The sequence below is a fragment of the Pseudomonas sp. IPO3778 genome (genome assembly GCF_013386825.1).
GTDB lineage: Bacteria > Pseudomonadota > Gammaproteobacteria > Pseudomonadales > Pseudomonadaceae > Aquipseudomonas.
On the sequence record NZ_JACARC010000029.1, the window covers coordinates 192,501 to 216,497 of the forward strand.

At 59.1% G+C, this 23,997-nt stretch carries 25 protein-coding genes; 17 read left to right on the forward strand and 8 right to left on the reverse strand.

Translation table 11 applies throughout. From position 1 onward, the window contains the following. The 4 genes from HX855_RS14280 to HX855_RS14295 all read left to right on the forward strand — a co-directional run. Positions 1-604 (forward strand): ribonucleotide-diphosphate reductase subunit beta (locus HX855_RS14280; protein WP_177083675.1); only part of this gene is annotated, 604 nt, incomplete at its 5' end. Positions 605-915: 311 nt separating this feature from the next. Then, positions 916-1,494: a Bro-N domain-containing protein gene (locus HX855_RS14285; RefSeq protein ID WP_177083673.1), complete on the forward strand. Its 579-nt coding sequence runs from the start codon at positions 916-918 to the stop codon at positions 1,492-1,494. A 99-nt stretch (positions 1,495-1,593) separates the two neighbouring features. After that, positions 1,594-2,307: an HNH endonuclease gene (locus tag HX855_RS14290; protein WP_177083671.1), complete on the forward strand. Its 714-nt coding sequence runs from the start codon at positions 1,594-1,596 to the stop codon at positions 2,305-2,307. Between the two features lie 73 nt (positions 2,308-2,380). Further along, positions 2,381-3,022 carry an HAD-IB family hydrolase gene (locus HX855_RS14295; RefSeq protein WP_010169778.1) on the forward strand — a complete coding sequence of 214 codons (642 nt, stop codon included), beginning with the start codon at positions 2,381-2,383 and terminating at the stop codon, positions 3,020-3,022. Between the two features lie 154 nt (positions 3,023-3,176). On the opposite strand, the gene HX855_RS14300 is transcribed toward HX855_RS14295, so the two are convergent. Next, positions 3,177-4,136: a LysR family transcriptional regulator gene (locus HX855_RS14300; protein ID WP_177083669.1), complete on the reverse strand. Its 960-nt coding sequence runs from the start codon at positions 4,134-4,136 to the stop codon at positions 3,177-3,179. A 262-nt stretch (positions 4,137-4,398) separates the two neighbouring features. Here HX855_RS14300 and argH point away from each other — a divergent pair, with 262 nt between their 5' ends. From argH to HX855_RS14330, 6 genes are all read left to right on the forward strand, one after another. Further along, entirely contained in the window at positions 4,399-5,826 is a 1,428-nt protein-coding gene (gene argH, locus HX855_RS14305; protein WP_177083667.1) for an argininosuccinate lyase, read from the forward strand. A 146-nt stretch (positions 5,827-5,972) separates the two neighbouring features. Then, positions 5,973-6,851 (forward strand): amino acid ABC transporter permease, encoded by an 879-nt coding sequence (locus HX855_RS14310; protein ID WP_177083665.1) that lies wholly within the window; start codon positions 5,973-5,975, stop codon positions 6,849-6,851. Positions 6,852-6,874: 23 nt separating this feature from the next. Next, on the forward strand, positions 6,875-7,639 hold the full coding sequence (locus tag HX855_RS14315) for an amino acid ABC transporter ATP-binding protein (RefSeq protein WP_003211502.1): 765 nt from the start codon (positions 6,875-6,877) through the stop codon (positions 7,637-7,639). A 25-nt stretch (positions 7,640-7,664) separates the two neighbouring features. Continuing rightward, positions 7,665-8,486, forward strand: a complete 822-nt coding sequence (locus HX855_RS14320; RefSeq protein WP_177083663.1) for an ABC transporter substrate-binding protein — start codon at positions 7,665-7,667, stop codon at positions 8,484-8,486. Between the two features lie 175 nt (positions 8,487-8,661). Next, on the forward strand, positions 8,662-9,831 hold the full coding sequence (locus HX855_RS14325; protein ID WP_177083661.1) for an MFS transporter: 1,170 nt from the start codon (positions 8,662-8,664) through the stop codon (positions 9,829-9,831). Positions 9,832-9,896: 65 nt separating this feature from the next. After that, positions 9,897-10,847, forward strand: coding sequence for a hypothetical protein (locus HX855_RS14330; RefSeq protein WP_177083659.1), 951 nt, complete (start codon positions 9,897-9,899; stop codon positions 10,845-10,847). A 12-nt stretch (positions 10,848-10,859) separates the two neighbouring features. On the opposite strand, the gene HX855_RS14335 is transcribed toward HX855_RS14330, so the two are convergent. The 3 genes from HX855_RS14335 to HX855_RS14345 all read right to left on the reverse strand — a co-directional run bounded on the left by HX855_RS14335 (position 10,860) and on the right by HX855_RS14345 (position 12,807). Then, positions 10,860-11,516 carry a DUF6933 domain-containing protein gene (locus HX855_RS14335; RefSeq protein ID WP_177083657.1) on the reverse strand — a complete coding sequence of 219 codons (657 nt, stop codon included), beginning with the start codon at positions 11,514-11,516 and terminating at the stop codon, positions 10,860-10,862. Positions 11,517-11,561: 45 nt separating this feature from the next. Then, positions 11,562-11,924, reverse strand: coding sequence for a hypothetical protein (locus tag HX855_RS14340; RefSeq protein ID WP_177083655.1), 363 nt, complete (start codon positions 11,922-11,924; stop codon positions 11,562-11,564). Between the two features lie 76 nt (positions 11,925-12,000). Next, a complete protein-coding gene (locus tag HX855_RS14345; protein WP_177083653.1) occupies positions 12,001-12,807 on the reverse strand; it encodes a sulfite exporter TauE/SafE family protein in 807 nt (268 codons plus the stop codon). Between the two features lie 115 nt (positions 12,808-12,922). Between HX855_RS14345 and HX855_RS14350 the strand changes: the two genes are divergently transcribed. Beyond that, positions 12,923-13,693, forward strand: coding sequence for a helix-turn-helix transcriptional regulator (locus HX855_RS14350; RefSeq protein WP_177083651.1), 771 nt, complete (start codon positions 12,923-12,925; stop codon positions 13,691-13,693). Between the two features lie 104 nt (positions 13,694-13,797). Next, the gene (locus HX855_RS14355) at positions 13,798-14,178 is read left to right on the forward strand and encodes a helix-turn-helix transcriptional regulator (protein WP_177083649.1); all 381 of its coding nucleotides are present in this window, start codon (positions 13,798-13,800) and stop codon (positions 14,176-14,178) included. Positions 14,179-14,194: 16 nt separating this feature from the next. On the opposite strand, the gene HX855_RS14360 is transcribed toward HX855_RS14355, so the two are convergent. After that, complete coding sequence (locus tag HX855_RS14360; RefSeq protein ID WP_177083647.1) at positions 14,195-15,133, reverse strand: GlxA family transcriptional regulator; 939 nt, start codon at positions 15,131-15,133, stop codon at positions 14,195-14,197. A gap of 115 nt (positions 15,134-15,248) precedes the next feature. On the opposite strand from HX855_RS14360, the gene HX855_RS14365 reads away from it, so the two are divergent. Further along, positions 15,249-16,043, forward strand: coding sequence for an SDR family oxidoreductase (locus HX855_RS14365; RefSeq protein ID WP_177083645.1), 795 nt, complete (start codon positions 15,249-15,251; stop codon positions 16,041-16,043). Here HX855_RS14365 and HX855_RS14370 read toward each other — a convergent pair. The 3 genes from HX855_RS14370 to HX855_RS14380 form a co-directional block, all read right to left on the reverse strand. Further along, positions 16,040-17,470 (reverse strand): amidase family protein, encoded by a 1,431-nt coding sequence (locus HX855_RS14370; protein WP_256352958.1) that lies wholly within the window; start codon positions 17,468-17,470, stop codon positions 16,040-16,042. The two genes, HX855_RS14365 and HX855_RS14370, sit on opposite strands and share 4 nt — an antisense overlap. A gap of 164 nt (positions 17,471-17,634) precedes the next feature. Continuing rightward, entirely contained in the window at positions 17,635-18,555 is a 921-nt protein-coding gene (locus HX855_RS14375) for a hypothetical protein (protein WP_177083643.1), read from the reverse strand. A 98-nt stretch (positions 18,556-18,653) separates the two neighbouring features. Continuing rightward, positions 18,654-19,712 carry an MBL fold metallo-hydrolase gene (locus HX855_RS14380; RefSeq protein ID WP_177083641.1) on the reverse strand — a complete coding sequence of 353 codons (1,059 nt, stop codon included), beginning with the start codon at positions 19,710-19,712 and terminating at the stop codon, positions 18,654-18,656. 123 nt (positions 19,713-19,835) lie between these two features. On the opposite strand from HX855_RS14380, the gene HX855_RS14385 reads away from it, so the two are divergent. The 4 genes from HX855_RS14385 (at position 19,836) to HX855_RS14400 (ending at position 23,858) form a co-directional block, all read left to right on the forward strand. Beyond that, on the forward strand, positions 19,836-20,456 hold the full coding sequence (locus tag HX855_RS14385; RefSeq protein WP_177083639.1) for a TetR/AcrR family transcriptional regulator: 621 nt from the start codon (positions 19,836-19,838) through the stop codon (positions 20,454-20,456). Positions 20,457-20,645: 189 nt separating this feature from the next. Next, on the forward strand, positions 20,646-21,704 hold the full coding sequence (locus HX855_RS14390; RefSeq protein WP_177083637.1) for a diguanylate cyclase: 1,059 nt from the start codon (positions 20,646-20,648) through the stop codon (positions 21,702-21,704). 239 nt (positions 21,705-21,943) lie between these two features. Continuing rightward, positions 21,944-23,263 carry a PAS domain-containing methyl-accepting chemotaxis protein gene (locus tag HX855_RS14395; protein ID WP_177083636.1) on the forward strand — a complete coding sequence of 440 codons (1,320 nt, stop codon included), beginning with the start codon at positions 21,944-21,946 and terminating at the stop codon, positions 23,261-23,263. 79 nt (positions 23,264-23,342) lie between these two features. Further along, positions 23,343-23,858 (forward strand): DUF1003 domain-containing protein, encoded by a 516-nt coding sequence (locus tag HX855_RS14400; protein ID WP_177083634.1) that lies wholly within the window; start codon positions 23,343-23,345, stop codon positions 23,856-23,858. Positions 23,859-23,997 lie beyond the last annotated feature (139 nt).

Genomic DNA, 23,997 nt, shown 5'->3' on the forward strand with positions numbered 1-23,997 from the left:
TCCATCGGTCGCCAAAAAGGCCGCCTGGGGTTTGAAGTACACCCGTTCGATCTCCGATCCGAAGTTCGAAACCGGCACCGTCGAGACCGATAAAGAGCTGCTGCGTAACCTGGTCGCCTACTACTGCGTCCTGGAAGGCATCTTCTTCTACTGTGGCTTCACCCAGATCCTGTCCATGGGCCGTCGCAACAAAATGACCGGCGTGGCGGAACAGTTCCAATACATCCTGCGGGATGAGTCGATGCACCTGAACTTCGGTATCGATGTGATCAACCAGATCAAAATCGAAAACCCGCATCTGTGGGATGCCGAGATGAAGGAAGAAGCGACCCAGATGATCCTGCAAGGGACTCAGCTGGAGATTGAATATGCTCGCGATACCATGCCACGCGGTGTTCTCGGGATGAATGCGGCGATGATGGAGGACTACCTCAAGTTCATCGCGAACCGTCGTCTGTCGCAGATTGGGTTGAAGGAAGAGTATCCAGGGACGACGAATCCGTTCCCGTGGATGAGCGAGATCATGGACTTGAAGAAAGAGAAGAATTTCTTTGAGACTCGTGTGATCGAGTACCAGACTGGCGGCGCGCTTAGCTGGGATTGATTCCTGAGCCGAGTGAGATTAGAAAGCCCTGACTTGTTCAGGGCTTTTTTGTGCTCGTTGATCTGAACAAGATTCTTCTTACGCGAAGATCATCCACAGAATGATTGATGCGAATTTCGATACTGATAGTCTCGTCCGCCGGTGCCTAAGAAACGCCCAACGTAGAAGCCAGCCTCACCCACACAGTCAAAAATCCGCCTGAACTCATGCGGAGTTAATGCTGTATTGAGGCCGCGCAAGTTGGAGCTTCTTTAATCCGCTCTCTACGTTGGGCTCTGGCCCTCCCAAAATCCACGTAGAGGTCATAGGAAATGCCTAGTCAATATCTGTTCGACTTGTCGGCGGCCAAGAAAGTAGCCACGCCTGAGCCTTCTATTGCCATCGTTTTCACTCGCCATAATCTTCACCTTCATGCCCTTCTTTTAGAAAACCAACCCTGGTTCTGTGCCCGCGATCTTGGGCGTTTGATGGGGCTATATCTGGATGAACGAACGACCCGTAAGCTTGATGAGGATCAGCGGCAAAGCCTGCGATTGCTGTTCCACGGTCAACCGGAAGAAATGCTTATGATCAGCGAATCCGGCGCCTATGCGTTGTTGGTCTATCACTACGCGCCGGAGAACAGACTGCTACGTAGCTGGCTCACTCATGAAGTTATCCCAACTTTGCGAGACGAGCGTCAGCCAAGAACAGTGGAGCGGCCATTGCTAAGCATGCTTGATTGGCCGGATATGTCGTTAAACCTGCTGCATTGGCAAGATGAAGGCTGGATACGGCTTAGGGATATGCCGTATCTGTTGGTAAACAGAACCTACCGAAGGAAGTCAGTAAGGGCGTCGTGGTGGCGGAAACTCACTCAGGCTTTCCGAATGAAGCAGCGAATGCCCTGATATAGACGAGCGCCAAATCCTACTCATACGTAGGAAATTTCATAGACGTAATAATGGCCACTCAGTATCGTCCGAGGGTTTTCTACCCTCGGCGGCTGTATGGATATTACGAAAGACAAAACGGACTGGAACGACTCGGAATTGGCAGCGGCGGTCGAGGCCTATTTGAAGATGTTGGCGTGGGAAAAAAACGGCCAACCTTTCAACAAAGCACTCGAAAACCGTCTGCTACGTGAAGGCCCGGTGGTAGGCCGCGCTAAGGGCTCCATCGAGTTCCGCATGCAAAACATCTCCACTGTTCTCGTGCGTATGGGCTGGGACCGTATCGAGGGCTATAAGCCTGCGAAGAACGTGGGCTCAGGCGTAGAGCAACGCATCCGCCAAGCGCTTGCGTCGCACGGTGTATTCGAATCCGAAGACGCCGCCCAAACGGCAGACGAGCAAACGCTTATCCGCCGCGCATCCAAACTGCAGCAGCAACCTTTCCATAAGTTACCGGATGGCATTGCCCAGCCGCAGAAAGTGTCGACCGTCAGCACCGCCTTCGTTCGCGCCCCGAAGGTGCGCGCCTGGGTACTGAAAGAAGCCAATGGCATCTGCGAAGGCTGCGGCTCAAACGCGCCTTTCGAGGTCGACGGCCAGCCATTTCTTGAAGTACATCACGTCAAACACCTCGCCCAGAAGGGTTCGGATCGCATCACCAATGCTGTAGCCTTGTGCCCCAATTGCCATCAGCGGTGTCACCGGTCGAGCGACCGGGATGTTTTCACCAAAGGGCTTTACTCCAAAATCAACAGATTGATACCGGAGTAAACTCTTGCTGTCAGAGCAGATGCACCTTCCAAAAAATAGTAGATAGGACCGAGACCCGCCCGTGAACCCAGACATGCTCGAATCCGGCCCCTTGGATGCCAAAGTACTTTCCGTCTTTGACTTCGACGGCACCCTGACCCACCACGACAGTTTCGTGCCGTTCCTGAAGTTCGCCTTTGGTAAAGGCGAATTCGTGCGCAGGATGGTGAAGCTGGCGGTGCCTGGCGCGCAGTTTCTGCTGCGCGTCATTAGCCGTGATGAGCTCAAGGCGCAGTTGATCCGCACCTTTATGACCGGCGTGGACAAGGCGTGGGTTCAGCAGAAAGCTGAAGAATATTGCCAGGCGTATTGGAACAAGTTGATGCGCCCAACCGGGCTGCAGTCGGTGGCCGATGAGGTGAAGTCCGGGGCGGTGGTGACGCTGTGTTCGGCGTCGCCGGCGTTGGTGTTGCAGCCGTTTGCGGATCGGCTTGGGATCAGGTTGATTGGCACTGAGCTTGAGGTGGTTGACGGGGTGTTGACCGGCAAGCTCACGGGGAATAATTGCCGGTGTGAGAATAAGGTGCTTCGGCTTGAGGCGGTTTATGGGGATCTGGGGGAGTATCGGCTCAGGGCCTGGGGTGATACGCGCGGGGATCGGGAGTTGTTGGCGGCGGCGCAGGATGCGCATTTTCGGCATTTTCATGCGAAGAAGAAGCGCAAACAACTGCGGTGATCGCGCACTAGCATGGGGTGCTAGGGGTCGAGTGCAGGGGTGATGCTGAGGGTTCGGGAGGACAGGGAAACCGAGTCGATGCCATCGCAGCCTCGCTAAAGCTCGACAGCTCCCACAGGGGATCTCTGTAGGTTCTAAGGGTGGTGTGAACTCACTAGATGGCCGCTTTGAGATCCACGCCCAGTGCCGTCGCGAAGGCTTTGACCAGTGGGCTGCGTGGGGTGTTGTGCTTGAGGATGACGTTGAACGGCGTGCTCAGGTGGATCTGCTCCGGGCATAACATGCGCAGGCGCCCTTCTTTCACCAGCGGTGTGGCGTAGTGTTCCGGGAGGAAGCCCAGGAAGCGGCCGGTGAGGATGAGGATGGCCACGGCTTCCACTTGTGAGGCCGACGCGGACTGGCTGTCGTAGCTGACGAAGTTGGCTTTGTCGCTGTGAATCGCGTAGCGATGATTGACCACTTCGTGCTGGCGCAACACCTCTGCGTTGATGTCGCTCGCCTCAAACAGCGGATGCCCGACGGCGCAGTACGCGTGGGACTTTTCTTCGTAGAGCGGGAAATAATCGAATTCTTCCCGGCGCTGGTACACCGGCACGATGCCGACAATCAGCCGCCCTTCCACCACGCCCCGTTCAACTTCGTCTAGTTGCGAGGCATGTAGGCGTAATCTTATTTTCGGCGACTCTGTATGTAATTTTCCCAGCGCTTTAATCAGCGGCGAATTAACGTCCGATACGGTGTTATCAATAACGCCCACACTAAGGTCGCCGATCAGTTCATTTTGCGCCGAACTAAGCTTGTCTCTGAAACTGTCCACGGAGGCAAATAATTCGATGGACGCCTGATAGACCAACTTGCCTTCTTCGGTCAGGCCAAACCCTTCTCGCCCCCGCGTGCACAGGCGCATGCCGATGCGGATTTCCAGGTCGGAAATCTGTTTGCTGATCGCCGCCAGGCCCACATTCAGCTCATTCTGCGCCGCGCTGAAGCCGCCCGCTTCGACCACAGCCTTGAACACCCGCAGCAATTTGAAGTCCAGCCCGCTGAGTTGCAGGGGCGGTCTTGTGCCGGGTTTGGGCGGTATGTTTCCAGAATTGGAAAGTGGGGTTTCCATAATACGTGTTGACCTCAAGTGCCATATTCAACAGGCTTTGACCTACTCCATGAACATCGCCGGGCGGCAATAATGAACATACTTAACCGCCCTTGGCAACCTTGAATATAGCGGGTTGAACGGCTTTTACCGGCTGATTTAACGCCCACAAAAACCTGACACTTCGATCAGGACTTTTCGTTTTGCTACTGCCCTCCGAATCCATAAGGCCAAGCCTCGTCCATCAGGCTTGTCACTTCTAAAAACAAGCGTGAGGAACACCATGTCTCAGCCCACCGATCGCCTCTGGGGTGCTCGTTTCAAGTCCGGCCCATCCGCTGCCTTGGCCGCGCTGTCCCGTTGCCCCGAGCGCTATTTTCGCCTGACGCCCTACGACCTGGCCGGCTCCCGGGCCCATGCCCGTGAGTTGCAGCGCGCCGGGTTGCTGGATGAGTCGGAAACCTTGCGCACCCTGGAAGCGCTGGACCGCATCGGTGAGGACTTTGCCGCTGGCCGCCTGCACCCGACGCTGGATGACGAGGATGTGCACACCTTCATCGAGCGGGTGTTGACCGAGCGTTTGGGCGCCCTGGGCGGCAAGTTGCGCGCCGGGCGTTCGCGTAATGACCAGACGGCTAATGACCTGCGCCTGTTCCTGCGGGACCACGCGCGCACCATCACCACCGAGGTGTTGGGTTTGCAGCAGGCGTTGGTGGATCAGGCTGAGCAGCATATCGAAAGCATCTGCCCGGGCTTCACCCACTTGCAGCAGGCGCAGCCGATTGTGTTTGCCCATCACTTGCTGGCGCACGCGCAATCGATGCTGCGGGATGTGCAGCGCCTGGTGGATTGGGATGCGCGCACGGCGTTGTCGCCGTTGGGTGCGGCGGCGATGGCGGGTTCGGCGATTGCTCGTCAGCCGGAGCATTCGGCCAAGGAGATGGGTTACACCGGGCCGTGCGAAAACTCTATCGACGCTGTAGCCAGTCGTGACCACGTGGCGGAGTTTCTGTTTGTGGCGGGCATGCTCGGGGTGAATATTTCGCGGCTGTCGGAGGAGTTTTGCCTGTGGTCGTCGCGGCAGTTTCGCTGGGTGCAGTTGGACGATGCCTACGCCACTGGTAGCTCGATCATGCCGCAGAAGAAGAACCCGGACATTGCCGAACTGGCGCGGGGTAAGGCTGGGCGGTTGATTGGCAACCTGACCGGGTTGATGTCCACGCTCAAGTCGCTGCCGCTGTCGTACAACCGCGATTTGAGTGAAGACAAGCACAGTGTGTTGGACAGTGTGGATACCTTGCTGCTAGTGCTGCCGGCGATGGCCGGGATGGTCGCGACGATGAAGGTGCAGGTGGAAGAGTTGCGGCGTCAGGCGCCGATGGGTTTCACATTGGCGACTGAGGTGGCGGACTGGTTGGCCACTCGTGGTGTGCCGTTCAAGGAGGCCCACGAGATTACTGGCGCCTTGGTGCAGGCCTGTGAGAAGCATGAGATTGAATTGTGGGAAGCCTCGCCGGCGTTGTTGGCGGAGGTGGATACCCGGCTGACACCTGAGGTGCGTGAGTGCCTGACCCTGGAAGCGGCGATTGCGGCGCGCAGTGGTTGGGGTGGCACGGCGCCGGAGCGGGTAAGGGAGCAGATTGGGCGGTTGAAGACTGCGTTGGCTGTGCAGCAAGAGTGGACACAGAGTTATACCGGTTTTCGGATTTGAGACGGCTTCACTTGTAGGAGCGAGCTTGCTCGCGAAAAACTCAAGAGCGCCGCTGGGTGTCAGGTTTCCAGCGTTATCGTTCACGACCATCGCGAGCAAGCTCGCTCCTACAGGGTTTGGATTTATCAGTTTTTCGGAGAATCACCATGAAACAAACCCCGGCAGAGCGCTTGCAAGCCGAGCGCCAGCAGACCGAGAACCAGTTCGATATCACCCAGTACGAGCACGTGCCGCGTCGCTATTACGGGCGGATGTTTTTTGCCACCTTGATTGTGGTCGCACTGGCCGCGTTGTTGCGGGCTTTTGCCAATGGTCAGATCGAATGGTCCTACATCGGTCAGTTCCTCACGTCCGAGGCGATTATCTGGGGCTTGGTGAACACCATCATCATGTCGATCCTGGCCATGGCGCTGGGTGTGGTGATCGGGGTGATCACGGCGATCATGCGCATGTCGGCCAACCCGATCCTGCGTTACGTGGCCATCACCTACACCTGGCTGTTTCGTGGCACGCCGCTGATTCTGCAACTGCTGTTGTGGTTCAACCTGGCGCTGATTTTCCCGGTGATCGCGATTCCGGGGCTGTTCAGCTTCGACACCGTGGACCTGATGACGCCGTTCGTGGCCGCCCTCCTCGGCCTGAGCATCAACCAGGGTGCCTACACCGCCGAAGTGGTGCGCGCGGGCCTGCTGTCGGTAGACACCGGCCAGTACGAAGCCGCCAAGTCCATCGGCATGCCGAGCCTTCAGGCGCTGCGTAGGGTGATTCTGCCCCAGGCGATGCGGGTGATCATTCCGCCTGTAGGCAACGAGTTCATCAGCATGGTGAAAATGACCAGCCTGGCGAGTGTGATCCAGTACTCGGAGCTGCTGCACAACGCGCAAAACATCTACTACGCCAACGCCCGGGTCATGGAGCTGCTGATTGTTGCCGGCATCTGGTACCTGGCGGTGGTGACTGTTCTTTCATTCGGTCAGAGCCGCCTTGAGCGTCGTTTTGCCCGCGGCGCCGGCAAGCGTTCGTAAGCCCTGACTGAGGAGATTTGCCCATGAGAAGCATCGTCAAGGCCGTGAACCTGAACAAGTATTACGACCAGTATCACGCGTTGCAGGACATCAACCTGGAAGTCGAACAAGGCGAAGTGCTGTGCATTATCGGCCCGTCCGGTTCCGGCAAAAGTACCCTGCTGCGCTGCGTCAATCAGCTGGAAAAAATCGACAAGGGCGGCCTGTGGGTCGACGGCGAACTGGTGGGTTACCGGGTCGTCGGCAACAAGCTGCATGAATTGAATGAATCGCAGATTGCTCGCCAGCGCTTGGCCACCGGCATGGTGTTTCAACGCTTTAATTTGTTCCCGCACATGACCGTGTTGCAGAACATCATCGAAGGCCCGTGCCAGGTGCTCAAGCGCTCACCCAAGGAAGCCACCGAGGACGCGCTGGAGTTGCTGGCCCGGGTTGGCCTGGCGGACAAGCGCAATGCCTACCCGGTGGAATTGTCCGGCGGCCAGCAACAGCGTGTGGCGATTGCCCGTGCATTGGCGATGCGCCCCAAGCTGATGCTGTTTGACGAACCCACGTCAGCCCTCGACCCGGAGCTGGTAGGAGAAGTGCTGTCGGTGATGCGCGATTTGGCCACCACCGGCATGACCATGATTGTGGTCACCCATGAGTTGGGCTTTGCCCGCGAAGTGTCCAACCGCATGGTGTTTATGGATGCCGGCCAGATTGTGGAAGCCGGCAGCCCTGAAGAAATTCTAATAAGCCCACAAAACCCGCGTACCCAAAGCTTTATTTCTGCCGTTCGCACTTAACTAAAAAACTAACGAGAACGCCCCCATGAAAAATCTGTTTCTTCCAAGTTTGCTCGTAGGCCTGATGGCCTCCACTTCGGTTTTGGCGGCATTGCCGGCAGCGATCAAGGACAAGGGTGAGATCAGCGCGGCCATCGTGCCGAACTACCCGCCGATGGATTTCAAGGACACCGCCACCAACCAACTCACCGGCCTGGACTTTGACCTGGGCAACGCCCTGGCCGAACGTTTGGGGGTGAAGATCAAGTGGCAGGAAACCGGCTTCGAACAAATGCTCAGCGGCCTGACCACCAAGCGCGTGGACATTGTGCTGTCGGGCATGAGCGACACCGCCGAGCGCCAGAAAGCCGTGACCTTTATCGACTACTTCACCAGCGGCCCGCAGTTCTACACCCTGGCCAAGCGTGAAGACCTCAAGGAATTGACCGACCTGTGCGGTAAGAAAGTCGGCACCAGCCGACGTACCACCTGGCCGTCTGAAATTGCGGCGTGGAGCAAGGAAAACTGCGAAAAAGCCGGTAAGCCCGCGATCGTGGTGATTGGCACTGAAGGCTCGGCGGATGCCCGGGCGCAGTTGCAGCAGAACCGTCTGGATGCGGCGATGCAAGGCAGTGAAACCATTCCTTACCTGATGTCGCTGGACAAGGGTAAGTACAAGCCGGTGGGCCTGGCGATTTCCAAGCAGTTCACCGGGTTGGGGATTGAGAAGAGCAACACCGAATTGGTCACGGCCATCAGCGAAGCGCTGCAGGGCATGATCGATGACGGGACCTACGGCAAGATCCTGAAGAAGTGGGACCTGGAGCAAGGTGCGCTGGAAAAAATCAGCATCAATGCCGGCCAGTAACACCGCGTAACCCTGTGGGAGCCGGGCTTGCCCGCGATGGCGGTGAGTCAGGCGACGAATATACAAGCTGACCCACCGCCATCGCAGGCAAGCCAGCTCCCACATTTGATCTTCATTGATTTGTAGAACAATGCTCGGCTTGACTACGCATTTATGACAAGGACATCGCCCCACCGTGGCCACGTATTCCCTGGTAATCCGCCGCCTGATGATCTGCTCGGTGACCATCGTCGTCAGCCGTGCCATGACCAGCCCATTGCTCGCCCTGTTGCTCAGCACCCGCCTGGGCCTCAACCAGCAAGACATCGGCTTGCTGATGGGCATCGCCGTGTTCATCGCCACCCTGTTGGGCCTGTACGGCGGCTACATCATCGACCGCCTGGAAAAGCGCAAGCTGCTGATCCTGGCGATGCTCTCCAGCTCCATCGGTTTTCTGTTGCTGACCTTTGCCAGCAACCTGTACCTGACCACCCTGACTCTGGTGATCACCGAAGCCGCTTCCGCGCTGTTCCTGATCGGCTCCAAGGCGATCATCAGCGAGAACCTGCCGGTGGGCCAGCGCGCCAAGGTGTTTTCGTTGCGCTACACGCTGACCAATGTCGGCTATGCCACCGGCCCCATGCTTGGGGTGGTGATTGCCGGCCAAATGCCGCTGGCACCGTTCCTGATCGCCAGCGCGATTGCCTTTGGCAGCCTGTTCCTGATGATCGGCATCCCGCCGACCCAACGCGACGACAGCAATAAACCCTTAAGTTTTCTCAGTACCCTGAGGACGCTGCGCAGCGATCGCACCTTGATCCTGTTTACCAGCGGCAGCCTGTTGAGCACCATTGTCCACGGGCGCTACACCCTGTATCTGTCGCAATTTCTGCTGGTGGCCTACAAGCCGGAGAACGCGCTGAAAATTCTCTCCGCGGTGTTGGCGTGCAATGCCATCACGGTGATTTTGATGCAGTACCAGATCGGCCGGTTCCTCAAGCGTGAACAGCTGCGCTACTGGATCGTGCTTGGCACCTCGCTGTTCATTGCCGGGCTGATCGGCTTCAGCATGGCGGACGGCCTGGTGTCGTGGTGTGTCGCGATGTTTGTGTTCACCCTGGGGGAGATGATCATCTACCCGTCCGAATTCCTGTTTATCGACACCATCGCCCCCGACGCCCTGCGCGGCAGCTATTACGGCGCGCAGAACCTGGCGGCATTTGGCGGCGCATTGAGCCCGGTGATCTGCGGCTATCTGCTGATCAATGCCTCGCCCGCCTCGATGTTCTATGTACTGAGCGGGCTGACGGCGGTGGGCGGCACCTTGTGCTTCTTGAGTGGCCGGCGGGTGACGGTGCGTACGTGATTTCTGCTGATATTTGCACGATATCCCGCTATTAATAGCGAAACTTCTCACGGACTCGAGCCCCCATGAAATTCGACACGGCCTACAGCCTGAGTCTCGACGACAAGCTGTCGATCTATGACGTGCGTGACCTGAATTTCGACGAAACCGCCGCCTTCGATTCCGACAAGGACAGCTTCCTGTGCCCCAACGACGAATGCCGGGCGGCTTTTGCGGCGGGCAATGTGCTGGGCACGTTCAATGCGAAAAACGTCAATTACCTGCGCACACCGCACTTCAAGAATATCCCCAGCACCCGGCATATCGACGGTTGCCGTTACGCCAGCCGCCAGGTCGGAAAAGGTGAAGCTGAGGATGGGCCAGAGGAAAACTTCCCGTCGGAATTTGTCCTGACGCAACGCCAGTACGAACGCAAGACACCGGTGATCGATGCCGAGGGTGGTACCCCACAAGAACCACCGAAAACGCCCACAACCCGCAGCGCCGTGTCTTACAGCTCAAGCGACACCACCCCGGACAAAACCAGCGTCTTCGCCCACCCGGTGGAATGCTATGTGTCCAATATCGGCGACAAGGACAAGCTTAAAAGCATGCCCTTGAAGATCGGCGATCACACCGCGACCTATTGGACGTTTTTCAAGAAGATCGAATACCTGCAAGACAACAAGGGCCTGATCTACTGGGGCAAGATCAAGGAGATCAAGGACTACACCAGCAGCTTTCGCATCGACTTCGAAAAGAAGGCCTGGCTCGACAAGAAGCCCTACTCCATCAACGTTTACCTGAGCAAAAAACTGATCGAGAACTACCGCAAGCGCAAAGCGTTCCTGGAGCAGATCAAGGCGGCGGTGGACAGTGAGCGGGCGTTGTATTGCTTCTTCTACGGGGTGACGCCGGAGCTGAAACAGGTACCGAGCAAGAAGAACCCCGAGCAAACGTTCGGCGTGTTCAGTGCCAATATCGAGAACCTGGATCATCTGATTATTCGGGAAGCGCCGGGGTTGGAGGAACGATAATGCGATTCCGGATCAGGCCCTTCGTCTGAACAGACCGTACTTTTCACGTGCAAGTGCGGCGCCCGCAGGGTCCAAGCCGCCTACCGTGACCAACCAATGAATCAGCATTTCCTCATCCGGCCAGTGAAGCCCCTTCACATCTTTCAAGCTTCGAGGCGTATGGTTGATTTGAGCGTCGTAATGCAGAGCGCTCCAGGACGTTGCGGCAAGATCCACGCCTTCTGCGTCCACCTCAAAATTCCGCAATATTTCGTTGATTTGAGTCTGCGCACTCCGATCACCCCGCTGCTGCAGGTAGTACGACTCGACCAAACTGACGAATTGCTGCTCAGGTACCGACGGATCAACCAAATCCAAAACATCAGATTTTAAGGCGAGATCCAAAACGCCACTTATCCAGCGATTAATAAAGGTGTGTACAAAGCTATCGGCGTCGGCCTTTTTCATATCAAAAAACAGCATGCAATAGCGGGTTTTCAGATGTATCGCCAACAACACATGTTTACGTTGCACCGTCGCAGCATGGACCAGCCACTGATGCGGATCGGCGTACTGGTCATCGCCCTGGCTCTCCTGTGGCAGCGCTTTTTGAACCGGGGTGATTTTTTTGCCTTTGTGAACCCGGCTAAAAAAATCGCTAGCCGCCTGCGTACAATTAAAACTTAGCATCAAGGTATTTCCTGAGCATTTTTACTGAAATCAAAGGCAAGATTTTCAGTCGCCTGATGCCTGTTCAGCAACCCACTCGATGTCATAACGCTGCCTGACCGCGTAGCTGATAGCACTCAATGTCTCTTCGCTTAATACCGACAACTCTGAATCGGTCAACAAATCATGGCTGATCATTTGCGCAAGGCTCTCGCGGGCTTTCGAACGACTGTAGAAATCAAACATTCGGACGATATCGTTATCGCGATCCCTGGTGAGGCGATACAGCGTCCTGTACCGAGCCTCGGCAGACAGTGTTTCGCGCTCGCTGATGGTCTTTGCAGCAGCCAGGACGCCTAGGTAAAAGCGTTCAAGCGCCAATGCCCTGAGGGCCTTGAACTTCTTCCAATCGCTTTCGGAAATGGACATCACTCCCCCGATCACTTTCTTTTGAATAAAGAAGTAACCCTAGCCTGCGACTGAAAGAACGCAAAAACCACGTGCGTCAGAGCAACATGCTCACCATCACCGCGCCCAACAACCCGATATACACCCGCGCATGCAGCGCGTCCGGGATGCGGCCGATCCACGGCGTGGCCAGGCGAATGCCCAGCAGCGAGCCCAGGGTGAGGATGACAAACGCCAGCAAGTCGACATAGCCGACAAACCACGCGCCCAATTCCACCTTGGCGAATCCCGCCATGACCATGTAGGTAAAGGTACCGGCCAGCGCCACCGGCACACTCAACGGGTTGGCCATGGAGGTGGCCTGGGACATGCTCAAGCCGCACCGGCGCAACAGCGGCACGGTCATCACGCTGCCGCCCACCCCCAGGAAGGTCGCGATCAAACCAATGGCAATGCCGCCGCCCGTCACTTCTGTGCTGCCCAGGCGCCGTGGTGGGCGCGTGTCGTCCTGGCTGAGAAAGCCCCTGCGCAACAGGCAATCGACGAGGGTGACTGCCAGGTAAGCGATGAAGGCATAGCGGATGAAATCGCCGCTGGCGAATATTGCAGCGCCTGCCCCCAGCACTGCGCCGATCGCGATAAACCCGCCCAACGGCCACAGGTAATGGCGAATCAGATTACCTTTGCGGCGGTGTTTTCCGGTGGCGATCAGCGCGTTGACGATCATCACGCAGGTGGAGGTGGCGACCGCGATATGCATCGCCGATTCACTTACGCCCGCGTCGTGGCTGAGGCTGAGCATGCCGTACAGCAACGGCACCACCACGAACCCGCCGCCGAATCCGAACAGCACCGCGGTCACGCCGGTCATGCAGCCGAACAGCGCCAGTAATAGATAGAACATCGCGCATCGCCTTCAGTATCGGAGAGAGCTGACGACGATAGAGATTCAAGACTTGGCCCGCTTGCGCAAGTCGGCCAATAATATGTGAGACTTTGCCACTCTCGGAATCAGCTCCATGCGTAACGTTTCCATCGCCCAATTGGACCTGACGCCACGTACCGTCGTGGCGATCGGCACCGACTATCCCCACGGCTATCTGCTCAAGCGCCATAGCCATCGGCGCGGGCAGTTGTTGTATGGCGCCACCGGGGTGATGCAAGTCAGCACCGAGGAAGGCAATTGGGTGGTGCCGCCCCAGCGCGCCGTGTGGATTCCCGCCCAGGTGCCCCATGAGGTGCTGATGCTCGGTGTGTCGATCCGTAGCCTGTATATCGAACCCCAGGCCGTCGCCGAGTTGGGGCCCAACTGCCACGTCATCAGCATTTCGCCTCTGATGCGTCAGTTGCTGATTGATGCGGTGGAGATGCCCCTTGAGTATGAAGAAACCGGGCGCGACGGCACGCTGATCAGCCTGCTGCTGCACGAACTGGCCCGCGCCGCGCACTTGCCGCTGCATATCCCGCTGCCGCAAGACCCGCGCCTGCTTGCCTTGTGCCTGGGGTTTCTGCAGCAGCCCGATGTGCATCAGTCGCCGGTTCAATGGGCCGAGCACTCGCACCTGAGCCTGCGCACCTTCAGCCGGCATTTTCGCCAGCAAACCGGCTTGAGCTTCGTGCAATGGCGCCAGCGAGCCTGCGTGGTGCAGGCCCTGGCGCGGCTGGCCAGCGGCGAAAGCGTCACCCGCATCGCCCTGGACCTGGGCTATGAAAACCCGGCGGCATTTTCCAGCATGTTCCGGCGGGTGCTCGGCCACTCACCGAGTACTTACCTGGAAGGGGCGAAATAGAGCGGCGGCCACCCTATCGAAAAAATCCAGTTGATCTGCGGTCAAAACAACTGTACAAAAACACAGTATAGTTTGCCCTCCCCCGTCGAACCTGGAGAAAGCCCATGTCCTCTCTGGCACTGAGCAGCACCGTAGAACAGCAGATCGTCCTTCACCAATTCACCCCGCGCCACAGTGTCCAGGCCCGCCTCATGCTGGGCTGGAGCCGGGAAGACCTGGCCCGGGAAGCGGAGGTGGACGTGGATTCGCTTCAGCGTTTTGAGAGCCATGGCGAGGTGGATGATGCCGTCCGCCTGAGTGTGGCGTTTCGTCTGGAGGCTGAAGGATTGGTGTTTTTCCCGGGGTTTGCGCCGGGGTGGGGGATGAGTGTGAGGGGCCGCGCCAGCGCTTCGGTACAACCTGCCGCCAAAGGGATCATCTCCAGGTTTTTGGACTCAACAACGGCATCGATTGATCCAGCAACACCTCAGCCGAATGGTGCGTAGCGCCCAGGCCATCAATTCACGCCTGCAACTGCAACGCCCGGCGGATCATTTGTGGTGGCTGGCCAAACGCCCGCAGAAAGGCACGACGCATGCGCTCAGGGTCACCGAAGCCCGTCTCCCGTGCGACGACATCGATGGAATGGCTGCCGGATTCGAGCATCAGCCGCGCCGCTTCAATGCGCAGGTGTTCGACCGCCTTGGCCGGGGACTGGCCGGTTTCGGCGCGGAACAGCCGGCTGAACTGACGCGGGCTGAGGTGTGCGGCTTCGGCCAGTTGCTCCACCGAAAGGTCCTCCTGTAGATGCCCTTTGGCCCAGGCCAGGGCGGTTTGTACGCGGTCGGACTTTGGGTCCAGTTCCAGCAGCGCCGAGAACTGTGACTGGCCACCGGCACGGCGGTGGTAGACCACCAGTTTTTTCGCCACGTCGCGGGCCACTTCCACGCCCAGGTCGTGTTCCACCAGGGCCAAGGCCAGGTCGATGCAGGCGGTCATCCCGGCGGAGGTCCACAGCGGACCGTCGACGGTGAAGATCCGGTCTTCCTCCAGCTTCACGTTGGGGTAGCGCTGGCGAAACGTCATGGCGTGGTACCAGTGGGTGGTTGCCTTGCGCCCTTCCAGCAGCCCGGCAGCGGCCAGGTGGAACGAACCGGTACAGGCCGACGTGACCCGCCGCGAGGCCGTCAATGACGCCTGCAAATAGCCCACCATGCCAGGCGTGGGCTCCAGTAATTCGTTGTCCCCCAGCACCACGATCGTGTCGTAGTCCTGCTGCCCAAAGGCCAAGCTATCAATGGCAAAGCCCATCGAGCTTTTGATCGGCCCGCCCTGCTCCGACAGCAAGTCCACGCGATAGAAGGGGCGCCCCACCACGAAGTTGGCAAATTCGAACACGCTGCTGGTGGACAGGCTAAGCACCTGAAAACCGGGAAACAGCACGATACCGACGGACACCATGGCTACACCTCATGTCTCTAAAGGAGGGATATATGACATTGCAGCCATCACATTACACCCATAATCTGGGTTCCAACAAGGCCGATCCTTTCCCCGGCCATTTGGAGCAACTGCCATGTCACAACATAAAGGTTATGCCCTGATCACCGGTGCTTCGTCCGGCATCGGCGCGGTGTATGCCGACCGCCTGGCACACGCCGGCTACGATCTGATTCTGGTGGCCCGCAACCAGCAACGCCTGGAGCAATTGGCAACCCGTTTGAAGGCCAGCACCCAGCGTAAGGTCGAGGTGATAGCCGCCGACCTCAATCTGCCGGCCGACCTCGCCCGGATCGCAAGGGTTGCGCAGGAAGACAGCCGTATCAGCCTGCTGCTGAATAACGCCGGTGTGGGGGCCACGGCTTCGCTGCTGGAGTCGGACGCCGACAAAATGGACGCGATGATCCTCCTCAACGTGCTGGCGCTGACCCGCCTGGCCAAGGCTGCAGCGACCAACTTTGTCGCCCAGGGTCGCGGCACGATTATCAACATCGGCTCGATTGTGGCCCTCGCCCCCATGCTGCTGAACGGCGTCTATGGCGGTACCAAGGCCTTCGTGCAGGCCTTCAGCGAATCGTTGCAGCATGAGCTTGCCGACAAGGGGGTGGTGGTCCAGGTCGTGCTGCCGGGCGCCACCGCCACGGAGTTCTGGGACATTGCCGGCCTGCCGGTGAACAACCTGCCGGACACCATGGTGATGACCACGGAAAACCTGGTGGATGCCGCCCTTGCCGGCCTTGCCCAAGGTGAGGCCGTGACGATCCCTTCACTCTCGGACAGCGCGGATTGGGACGCCTATGAAAACGCCCGGCTGGCACTCGGCCCGAACCTGTCGCACCGTGAACCTGCCGCACGCTATGGGTTGAACTAGGCCGGCCCGGGAATAAACGCAGGCTCCCTGATTGCCAGGGAAGCCTGCTCATACCCGTAGGCAACCGAGAGCAAGGTGGGTTCGCTCAAACTCGCGCCGTAGAAGTGAAGCGCCGTCGGCATCCCGTCATCGTCCATGCCCGATGGCACGGATATTCCCGGGTAACCTGCCGCCGCCGCGTAGTAATAACTGTCCGAAAGGAAGTTCGACACGATGGCATCAAGCTTGTGTTCGGTCAGTGGCTGGTTGATGGTGCCCTTGAAGATCGGACCGATGGCGGCCCATAGCCCTTCCCGCACGTCATCGCTGATGTCGAGGTCTTTAATCATCGTGAGAAGCCCTTGGTCGGGCACTCCCGGGCCCTGGTTGCGCTCATTGAATGCAATCAACTCAGTCAGCGACTTCACCGGCAAACCTTCCCGCCCGGCCAGGTAAGCCTCAAGCTGTTGCTGAACGTCTGCGTAGAGGGCGAGGCTATAACGGTCATGGGTCTCGTCCGACACACCTTCGGACAGTTTCCCCACAGGCACCAATGTCGCGCCCTTGGCCTGCAGCAACGTGAGGGCGTCTGCAAAATGTTGCCGGTCGGCTCTCAGGTCAGGGTCTTGGGCATCCTCCACCGATAACTCAGGCAACGGCGTGTACCCAATGCGTTTACCCACCAGTGAGTCAGGGCCGAGCCCGGTGGTGTAACGGTTCGTCTCGGTCATGGCATCCAGGGCTTGCGCCGCATCTCGCACGGTGCGGGTAAAGGTACCCACGGTGTCCTGGCGTGAACTGGTCATCACCCCGTCAGTACTGACCAGCCCCACGGTGGATTTAAAACCAATGACACCGTTATAGGCCGCCGGCGCAATGATCGAGCCGTTGGTTTCAACGCCCAGGGCCAAGGGCACAAGACCTTGGGCCACGGCGACGGCCGAGCCTGTGCTGGAACCGGCCGCCTGGCCATTCAGCCGATGGGGGTTGAGGGTTTGCCCGCCCCTGGAACTCCAGCCGTTGAGCGGTGTGTCGGAGCGAAAATTGGACAATTCGCTCATGTTGGTTTTCCCCACGATGACCACGCCCGCCTTCAACAGGTTATCCACCACCCTGGCATTTTTTGTGGCGGGGCGGCCCACCAGCGCGTTTGAACCGGCGCTGGTCTGCATCTTGTCTTGGGTTTCGAAGACATCCTTGAGCGCTATCGGCACGCCATGCAACGGCCCCCGCACGTTGCCCTCGGCGCGTTCCTTGTCACGTGCACGGGCGTTCTCAAGGGCGTCGGGGTTGACTTCAATAAAGGCGTTGCCACCCTGCAGGCCCTTGTCCAGGTTGGCGATTTGTTTCAGCGAATCCCTCACCACCGCCTCCGAACGGCTGCCGTTTGGCCCGGCCATGTCAGCCGCCAAATCCTGCACACTCCGGTAGCCCTGAGGCGCGTTCATTATCGCGTCAAAAATACCGGCACTCCATCCTGCTCCCAAGCCTGGCCCAATCATTGATGACTCCCTAGCTGTCTGAATGTGAGGGATATCACTTGATAACCCTGGCGCAGTCTAAGAAGAGATTCGCTCACTGGCGTTGGGGCGCGTCTCGCAGGCACGTGCGATCACTCTCGCCCGGAAGTAGGACCATCAGGACTGCGCATGCCCGCCAGCAACACCTGCCGGGAGCTGTGCACCAGCGCCGCCAAACGATCGCCGGCCCACTGGGCACCATAGAACCAGACAGAGAGTGAGGCGCCCTCGACATCGGTGCCGGCGAGGAGGCAGAACCGTGGATTACCGGTGGTGGACGCATGATGGAAAGCGGGCGTGTGTGCATCGGATATCAACGCATCCAACTGATGCTCAGCCACACGGTCGTCAATCTCATTACTCTGGAGCAGGCTGAAATACTGCGAGTCATCCACCAGAAGCGCCTGCACGGGCACCAACTGTGCACCGGCGGTGCGCAGCCGGTTCAATACCTGGGCAAACGCCACACGGTGCTCGACGGTTTCCCGGACATCACCGCACCGGTATTCGCTGGCAAAGCCGATACGGCTACCGGACAGCGAGGGGGTACTCCTCAAATACCCGGCATCGGCGACCGGAGGAATTTCCACCATCACCTGCCCATCGGGTTCGACACCGCTCAAGGCGACCAACGACAGCGCGGGGTCACGCACGGTGCGCATCATCGGGCCCGGGATGTCGAACCTGGGGCCGGGATCAACCCCGGGCCCGGCGTGATTATCGGCGCCAAACGCGAGGCCGCCCTGATGGGTGCTTTTGTCGACAATCGCACCACCGCCCAGGCTGCCAAATACCAGTGGCGTCGACACCGACTCGTGCCCCTTGTCTCCCAGGACGCTCCCGGGCCCTGCGACGGAAGTTGCCCCCGGCACACGTGGCCTGATGGTGCGATCCTTCTCATCCTTGCCCGTCACCGGCACCTCGGGTGCGGCGCCGGCGCTGTCCCGGGGCAGTAACGGCCTGATCGTCAGTGACACACCCGGCCCGATGCCTTTGATGCCGTTATCGTCCATACAACCACTCCTCGAGGCGTCATTACGAGGAAGGATTGCACCCTGTTGTCAGGCGTGGTGTCTGTCAGAAATGGCTTGCAGATCCCGTGACTCGAGCCCTACCCGATAACGTGATCGGCGCTGCCTTGAGGCTCAACTTCCAGCCACCAGGCTTGCCCGCGCTCCGGCTGGTTAAGCATGAAGGCCTGCCCCATCGGCGGCGTGGTGATCGACACATTTCGCTCCCACGCCAGCGCCATGATGCGGTCGAAGGGTTCGTGCCACGCGTGAAACGCCAGGTCGAAGGTGCCATTGTGGATCGGCAGCAGCCAGCGGCCTTTCAAGTCGATGTGCGCCTGCAGGGTTTCTTCCGGTTGCATGTGAACATGAGGCCAATCGACGTTGTAGGCACCGGTTTCCATCAGGGTCAGGTCAAACGGACCGTACTGCTCGCCGATGCGCTTGAAGCCGTCGAAGTAGCCGGTATCACCGCTGAAGAAAATCCGCCGTGCGCCATCAATCATTACCCACGAACACCACAGCGTCTGGTTACCGTCGAACAGGCCGCGCCCGGAAAAATGCTGGGCCGGGGTCGACACAAAACGAATGCCGTCGACCTCGGTGCCCTGCCACCAATCCAGCTGCCGTACCTTGCTGGCGTCCACGCCCCACTTGATCAACGTATCGCCCACACCCAGCGGCGCGAGGAAATAGCGGGTCTTGTCCGCCAGTTGCACCACCGCCTTGTGGTCCAGATGGTCGTAGTGATTGTGGGAAAGAATCACCGCCTCGATCGGCGGCAGGTCCTCAAGGCTGATGGGCGGCTGGTGGAAGCGCTTGGGGCCGGCCCAACTGAAGGGCGATGCACGCTCGGCGAACACCGGGTCGGTCAGCCAGAACTTGCCGCGCATTTTCAGCAGCACGGTGGAGTGCCCAAGGCGGAACACGCTGTGGTCGGGGGCAGCCAACAGTTGCTCGCGGGTCAGCGGTTGCACCGGGATCTCCCCCACCGGCCGCGTACTGCGGGGCTTCTGGAAGAGCATCTTCCACATGATGCCCAAGGTCTTGCCGAAGCCGCCATGCTGGATGGGCTTCTGATTGGTGAAATGACCTTGCTGCTGTTCGGAAGACTTGGGCGCTGAAGAAGAACTGTCGAGACGGGTTGAGATCGTGGCCATTACCGAGGGCTCCTGCAGACTGCTCAAAAAATTACACTGCACAGTGTAGTTTCTAGATTGCAACAAAACCGGGAACAAGTAAACTACCGAGTGTAAGTTTCCCTTCAGAGCCGAAATCCCCCCATGACTGCACCCCAACGCCTCACCGACCGAAAACGCGAAGCCATCGTGGCAGCTGCCATCGCCGAGTTTCGCGACAACGGTTTCGAGGCCACCAGCATGGACAAGATCGCGGCCACCGCGGGGGTTTCCAAGCGCACGGTGTACAACCACTTCCCGAGCAAGGAAGAGCTGTTCGCCGAGATCCTGCACCAGCTATGGGCCAGCAGCGCTGCGCAACTGGACGTCAGTTACGCCAGCGACCGCCCGCTGCGCGAGCAATTGCGCGGGTTGCTGCAAGCCAAGATGACGATGATGTCGGACGCCAACTTCCTCGACCTGGCCCGTGTGGCAATTGCTGCCACCATCCACTCGCCGGAACGCGCCCAGGACATGGTCAACCGCCTGAGCAAACGCGAAGAAGGCTTCACCCAATGGGTGCGTGCCGCCCAGGAAGACGGCCGGCTGAATTGCACCGACCCGTGCTTCGCCGCCCATCAGGTGCAAAGCCTGCTCAAGGCGTTCGCCTTCTGGCCGCAGATCACCCTGGGCCAACCGACCCTTGATGTCGCCGCCCAAGGGAGCGTCATCGAGTCAGCCATCGACCTGTTCCTGGCGGGCTATGAGGTCGCCCCGCAGCGCTAAGCTGTTTCAGAAGCGACATCCCGGGTCGTTTTTGCCTGATTCGCCCCGTGTCCTTTGCAAATGGCCTCGAAGGACACTGATTATTCCCACGCGAATACCTGACAATATTCACAGATATTATCCGACCAGTGGTTTTCCCGATCACGTGCGCCGTCGTACCTGCAAAACGAATAATTGACCCAGGATTTTATGGAAAACCAACGAGGCAAAGGGCTGTCATTTGCCAGACGTATCTACAGGCCAAGGATCATCGGCCTGGGCATCGGCTGCATCAGCGTCATCGGCGCGCTTTACCCGCTGCACATGCCGGGCTGGGTTTGGGCACTGCTGCTGTTCAATGGTTTTGGCTGGGCACATCTGGCGTATCAGCTCTCCACCCGCTCCGACTTCCCCTACAAGGCTGAAAGGCGCAACCTGCTGTACGACTCGCTGCTGGGCGGGTTCTGGGCCGCGACCACCCAGTTCACGCCCCTCACGGCCGTGACCATCCTGTCGATGATGACCATGAACAACGTCGCCGCCGGGGGCAAACGCCTGTTCCTCCACGGGGTAATGGCGCAACTGGCGGGCATCGGCGTGGCATGGTGGTTGTTCGGCATCCGGTTCAACCCCGACGTCGGCCTGATCCAGGTCTACGCCTGCCTGCCGATGCTGACTCTCTACCCCATGGCCCTGGGCATGGTCTGCTACCGCCTGGCGATCAAATTGTCGGAGCACAAACGCGCCCTGAGTGCCTTGAGTCGCACCGACAGCCTAACCGGCCTACTCAACCACGGGTCATGGAAAGACCTGCTGCACCTGAAGTTTCACAAGTGCCAGCAGCAACACGTCCACGCCACCATCGCCCTGATCGATATCGACCACTTCAAGCAGATCAACGACAGTTACGGGCACATCATCGGTGACCAGGTACTGCGTCAACTGAGCCTGGAACTGCGGCGCAACCTGCGGGAAAACGACCTGGCGGGGCGTTACGGCGGCGACGAATTCTGTGTGATTCTTCCGGACATGCCCCTGGAACAGTCCGCGCACGTCATGGAGCGCATGCGTGAAGTGTTCAGCAACTACCGTAATCCGGAAATCCCCGAGTTGCGGGTCAGCCTGAGCATTGGCCTGGCTTCGTTCCAACCGGCCTTCACCGACGCGGCCATGTGGCTCAACGCCGCGGACCGGGCGCTGTATGCCGCCAAGGACACCGGCCGTAACAGGGTCAATGTCAGCGACTACACGGTCGCCCATACCGCCTGAAACCCGCGCCCTGCAACTCGTCTGAATTAAACGCAGCCGTCACCGACCGATAGCATAATGCCGCCATTGGTCGGCAACTGTAGAACTTCTTGCCGGCAGTACCACTCAGAACCCGCTGTTCCACCCCGCTGTCAGCACAAGGAAGCTGGCAATGAGCACGCTCGCCGTAGGCTGAAGCCTTACGGTGGCAGGCGCCCCCATGGATACCCCTGACGCTTGCTTCCCCCGAGCACACGACCATGCTATTCAACGCCCACAAAAAAACCATCAGCACCCTGCAAGCCACCCTTGCCCAACAAGCCAGCCTTCTCGACGCCATCGACCGCTCCATGGCGGTGATCGAATTCGATCTGCAAGGCACGGTCCTTCGGGCCAACGAAAACTTTCTCAAGGCCATGGGCTACACCGCCGACCAAGTCGTGGGCCAATCCCACCGCCTGTTCTGCACCCCGGCCTTTTCCCGCAGCGCCGAGTACGGCCAGTTGTGGACGCAATTACGCAACGGCCAGTTTCAGTCGGGCACTTTCGAACGGGTGACCCGCAGCGGCCAGCCGATCTGGCTGGAGGCCAGCTACAACCCGGTGCGCGACGAGTCCGGCAGCGTGGTCAAGGTGGTGAAGTACGCCATGGACGTCACCCCGAAAATGCAGGCAGAAAGCGAAGCCAACGCCAAGTTGCAAGCCATCGACCGCGCCATGGCGGTGATCGAATTCAACCTCGACGGCACCATCATCAGCGCCAACCCGAATTTCCTGCAGCGCATGGGCTACAACCTGGCGCAGGTGCAGGGCAAACATCACCGTATCTTCTGCACACCGGAGCTGGCCAACAGCAGCGCCTACAGCGATTTCTGGCGGCGGTTGAACCAGGGTGAGCTGTTCAACGGCCAGTTCGAGCGCATCGACAAAAACGGCCAGGTCGTGTGGCTGGAAGCCAACTACAACCCGGTGTACGACGCCAGCGGGCGCCTGTGCAAGGTGGTGAAATTTGCATCCGACGTCACCGCCATGGTGGAGAAACACGCCGCCGATGCACACAGCGCAACCCAGGCCTATCACATCTCGCTGCAAACCCGTGACATCGCCGAAAAAGGCGCCGAGGTGATCCAGCAGACCGCCACAGGCATGCGCGAGATTGCCGCCAACATCGACGGCTCTTCCGCGCTGATTGCCAAGCTGGGCGAGCGTTCGCAGCAGATCACCGCCATCGTCAACACCATTCGCGGGATTGCCGACCAAACCAACCTGCTGGCCTTGAACGCCGCCATTGAAGCGGCACGCGCCGGTGAACAAGGGCGCGGGTTTGCGGTGGTGGCCGATGAAGTACGGCAATTGGCGGCGCGCACCAGCGGGTCAACGGCGGAGATTTCCTCGATGATCGAGATGATCCAGAGCGAAACCCGCCAGGCCATCGACAGCATGGACGGCACCCGCGACCGCGCCGCCCAGGGCGTGGAGTGGGCGAACCAGGCCGGCACGGTGATCCTGCAGATTCGCGAAGGCACCAGCGAGGCGGTGCAGGCCGTCAGCGCGTTTGCCAATGAACGGGGCAACAGCTAAACGACAGGCTTCTTCATGTGCCTGGTGGAGGGCTCGGTATATAGTGGTGCCTGTCTTACGCCACGGATTCGAGCCCGCCATGACCCCGGATAAACCTGAAACCAACGTTGACCACCTGCGCTTCCACCGTAAACACGCCCACCTTGGGCCGACGTTTGGCAACGACACGTTTGCGCTGAAAGCCGAAGCCTTCGCGCGCTTCTTTGGCACGCCGACCTTTCTGGGCGCGCAAACGGCGATCGTGATTCTCTGGGTCGTGCTCAACATGACCGGCGTCACCCACTTTGACGTGTACCCGTTCATCCTCCTGAACCTGGCGTTCAGCCTGCAATCGGCCTACGCCGCGCCGTTGATTTTGCTGGCCCAAACCCGCCAGGCCGCGCGGGACAAAGCCCAGTCCGACGCCGACGCCCAACACCGCGAAGCCCTGGCCGTGGCCAATACCGAACGCCAGGCCCAGGCGGCGCAAACCACCACGCAACTGCTGGAACTGTTGGAACAGAACACCAAGCTCACCGAGATGACCAAGCAACTGACCGAACGCATCGAAGGGCTGACCAGCGAAATGCATGACCACTTCGTACGCAAGACCTGACCCTGCCCTCCATCTAATGTGGGAGCGGGCTTGCCTGCGATGCAGCCACCTCGGTGTATCGGCTACACCGAGGTGATCCCTTCGCAGCCTCGCTGAAGCTCGACAGCTCCCACAATCAGTTCAGCGGCAGACGCAAATC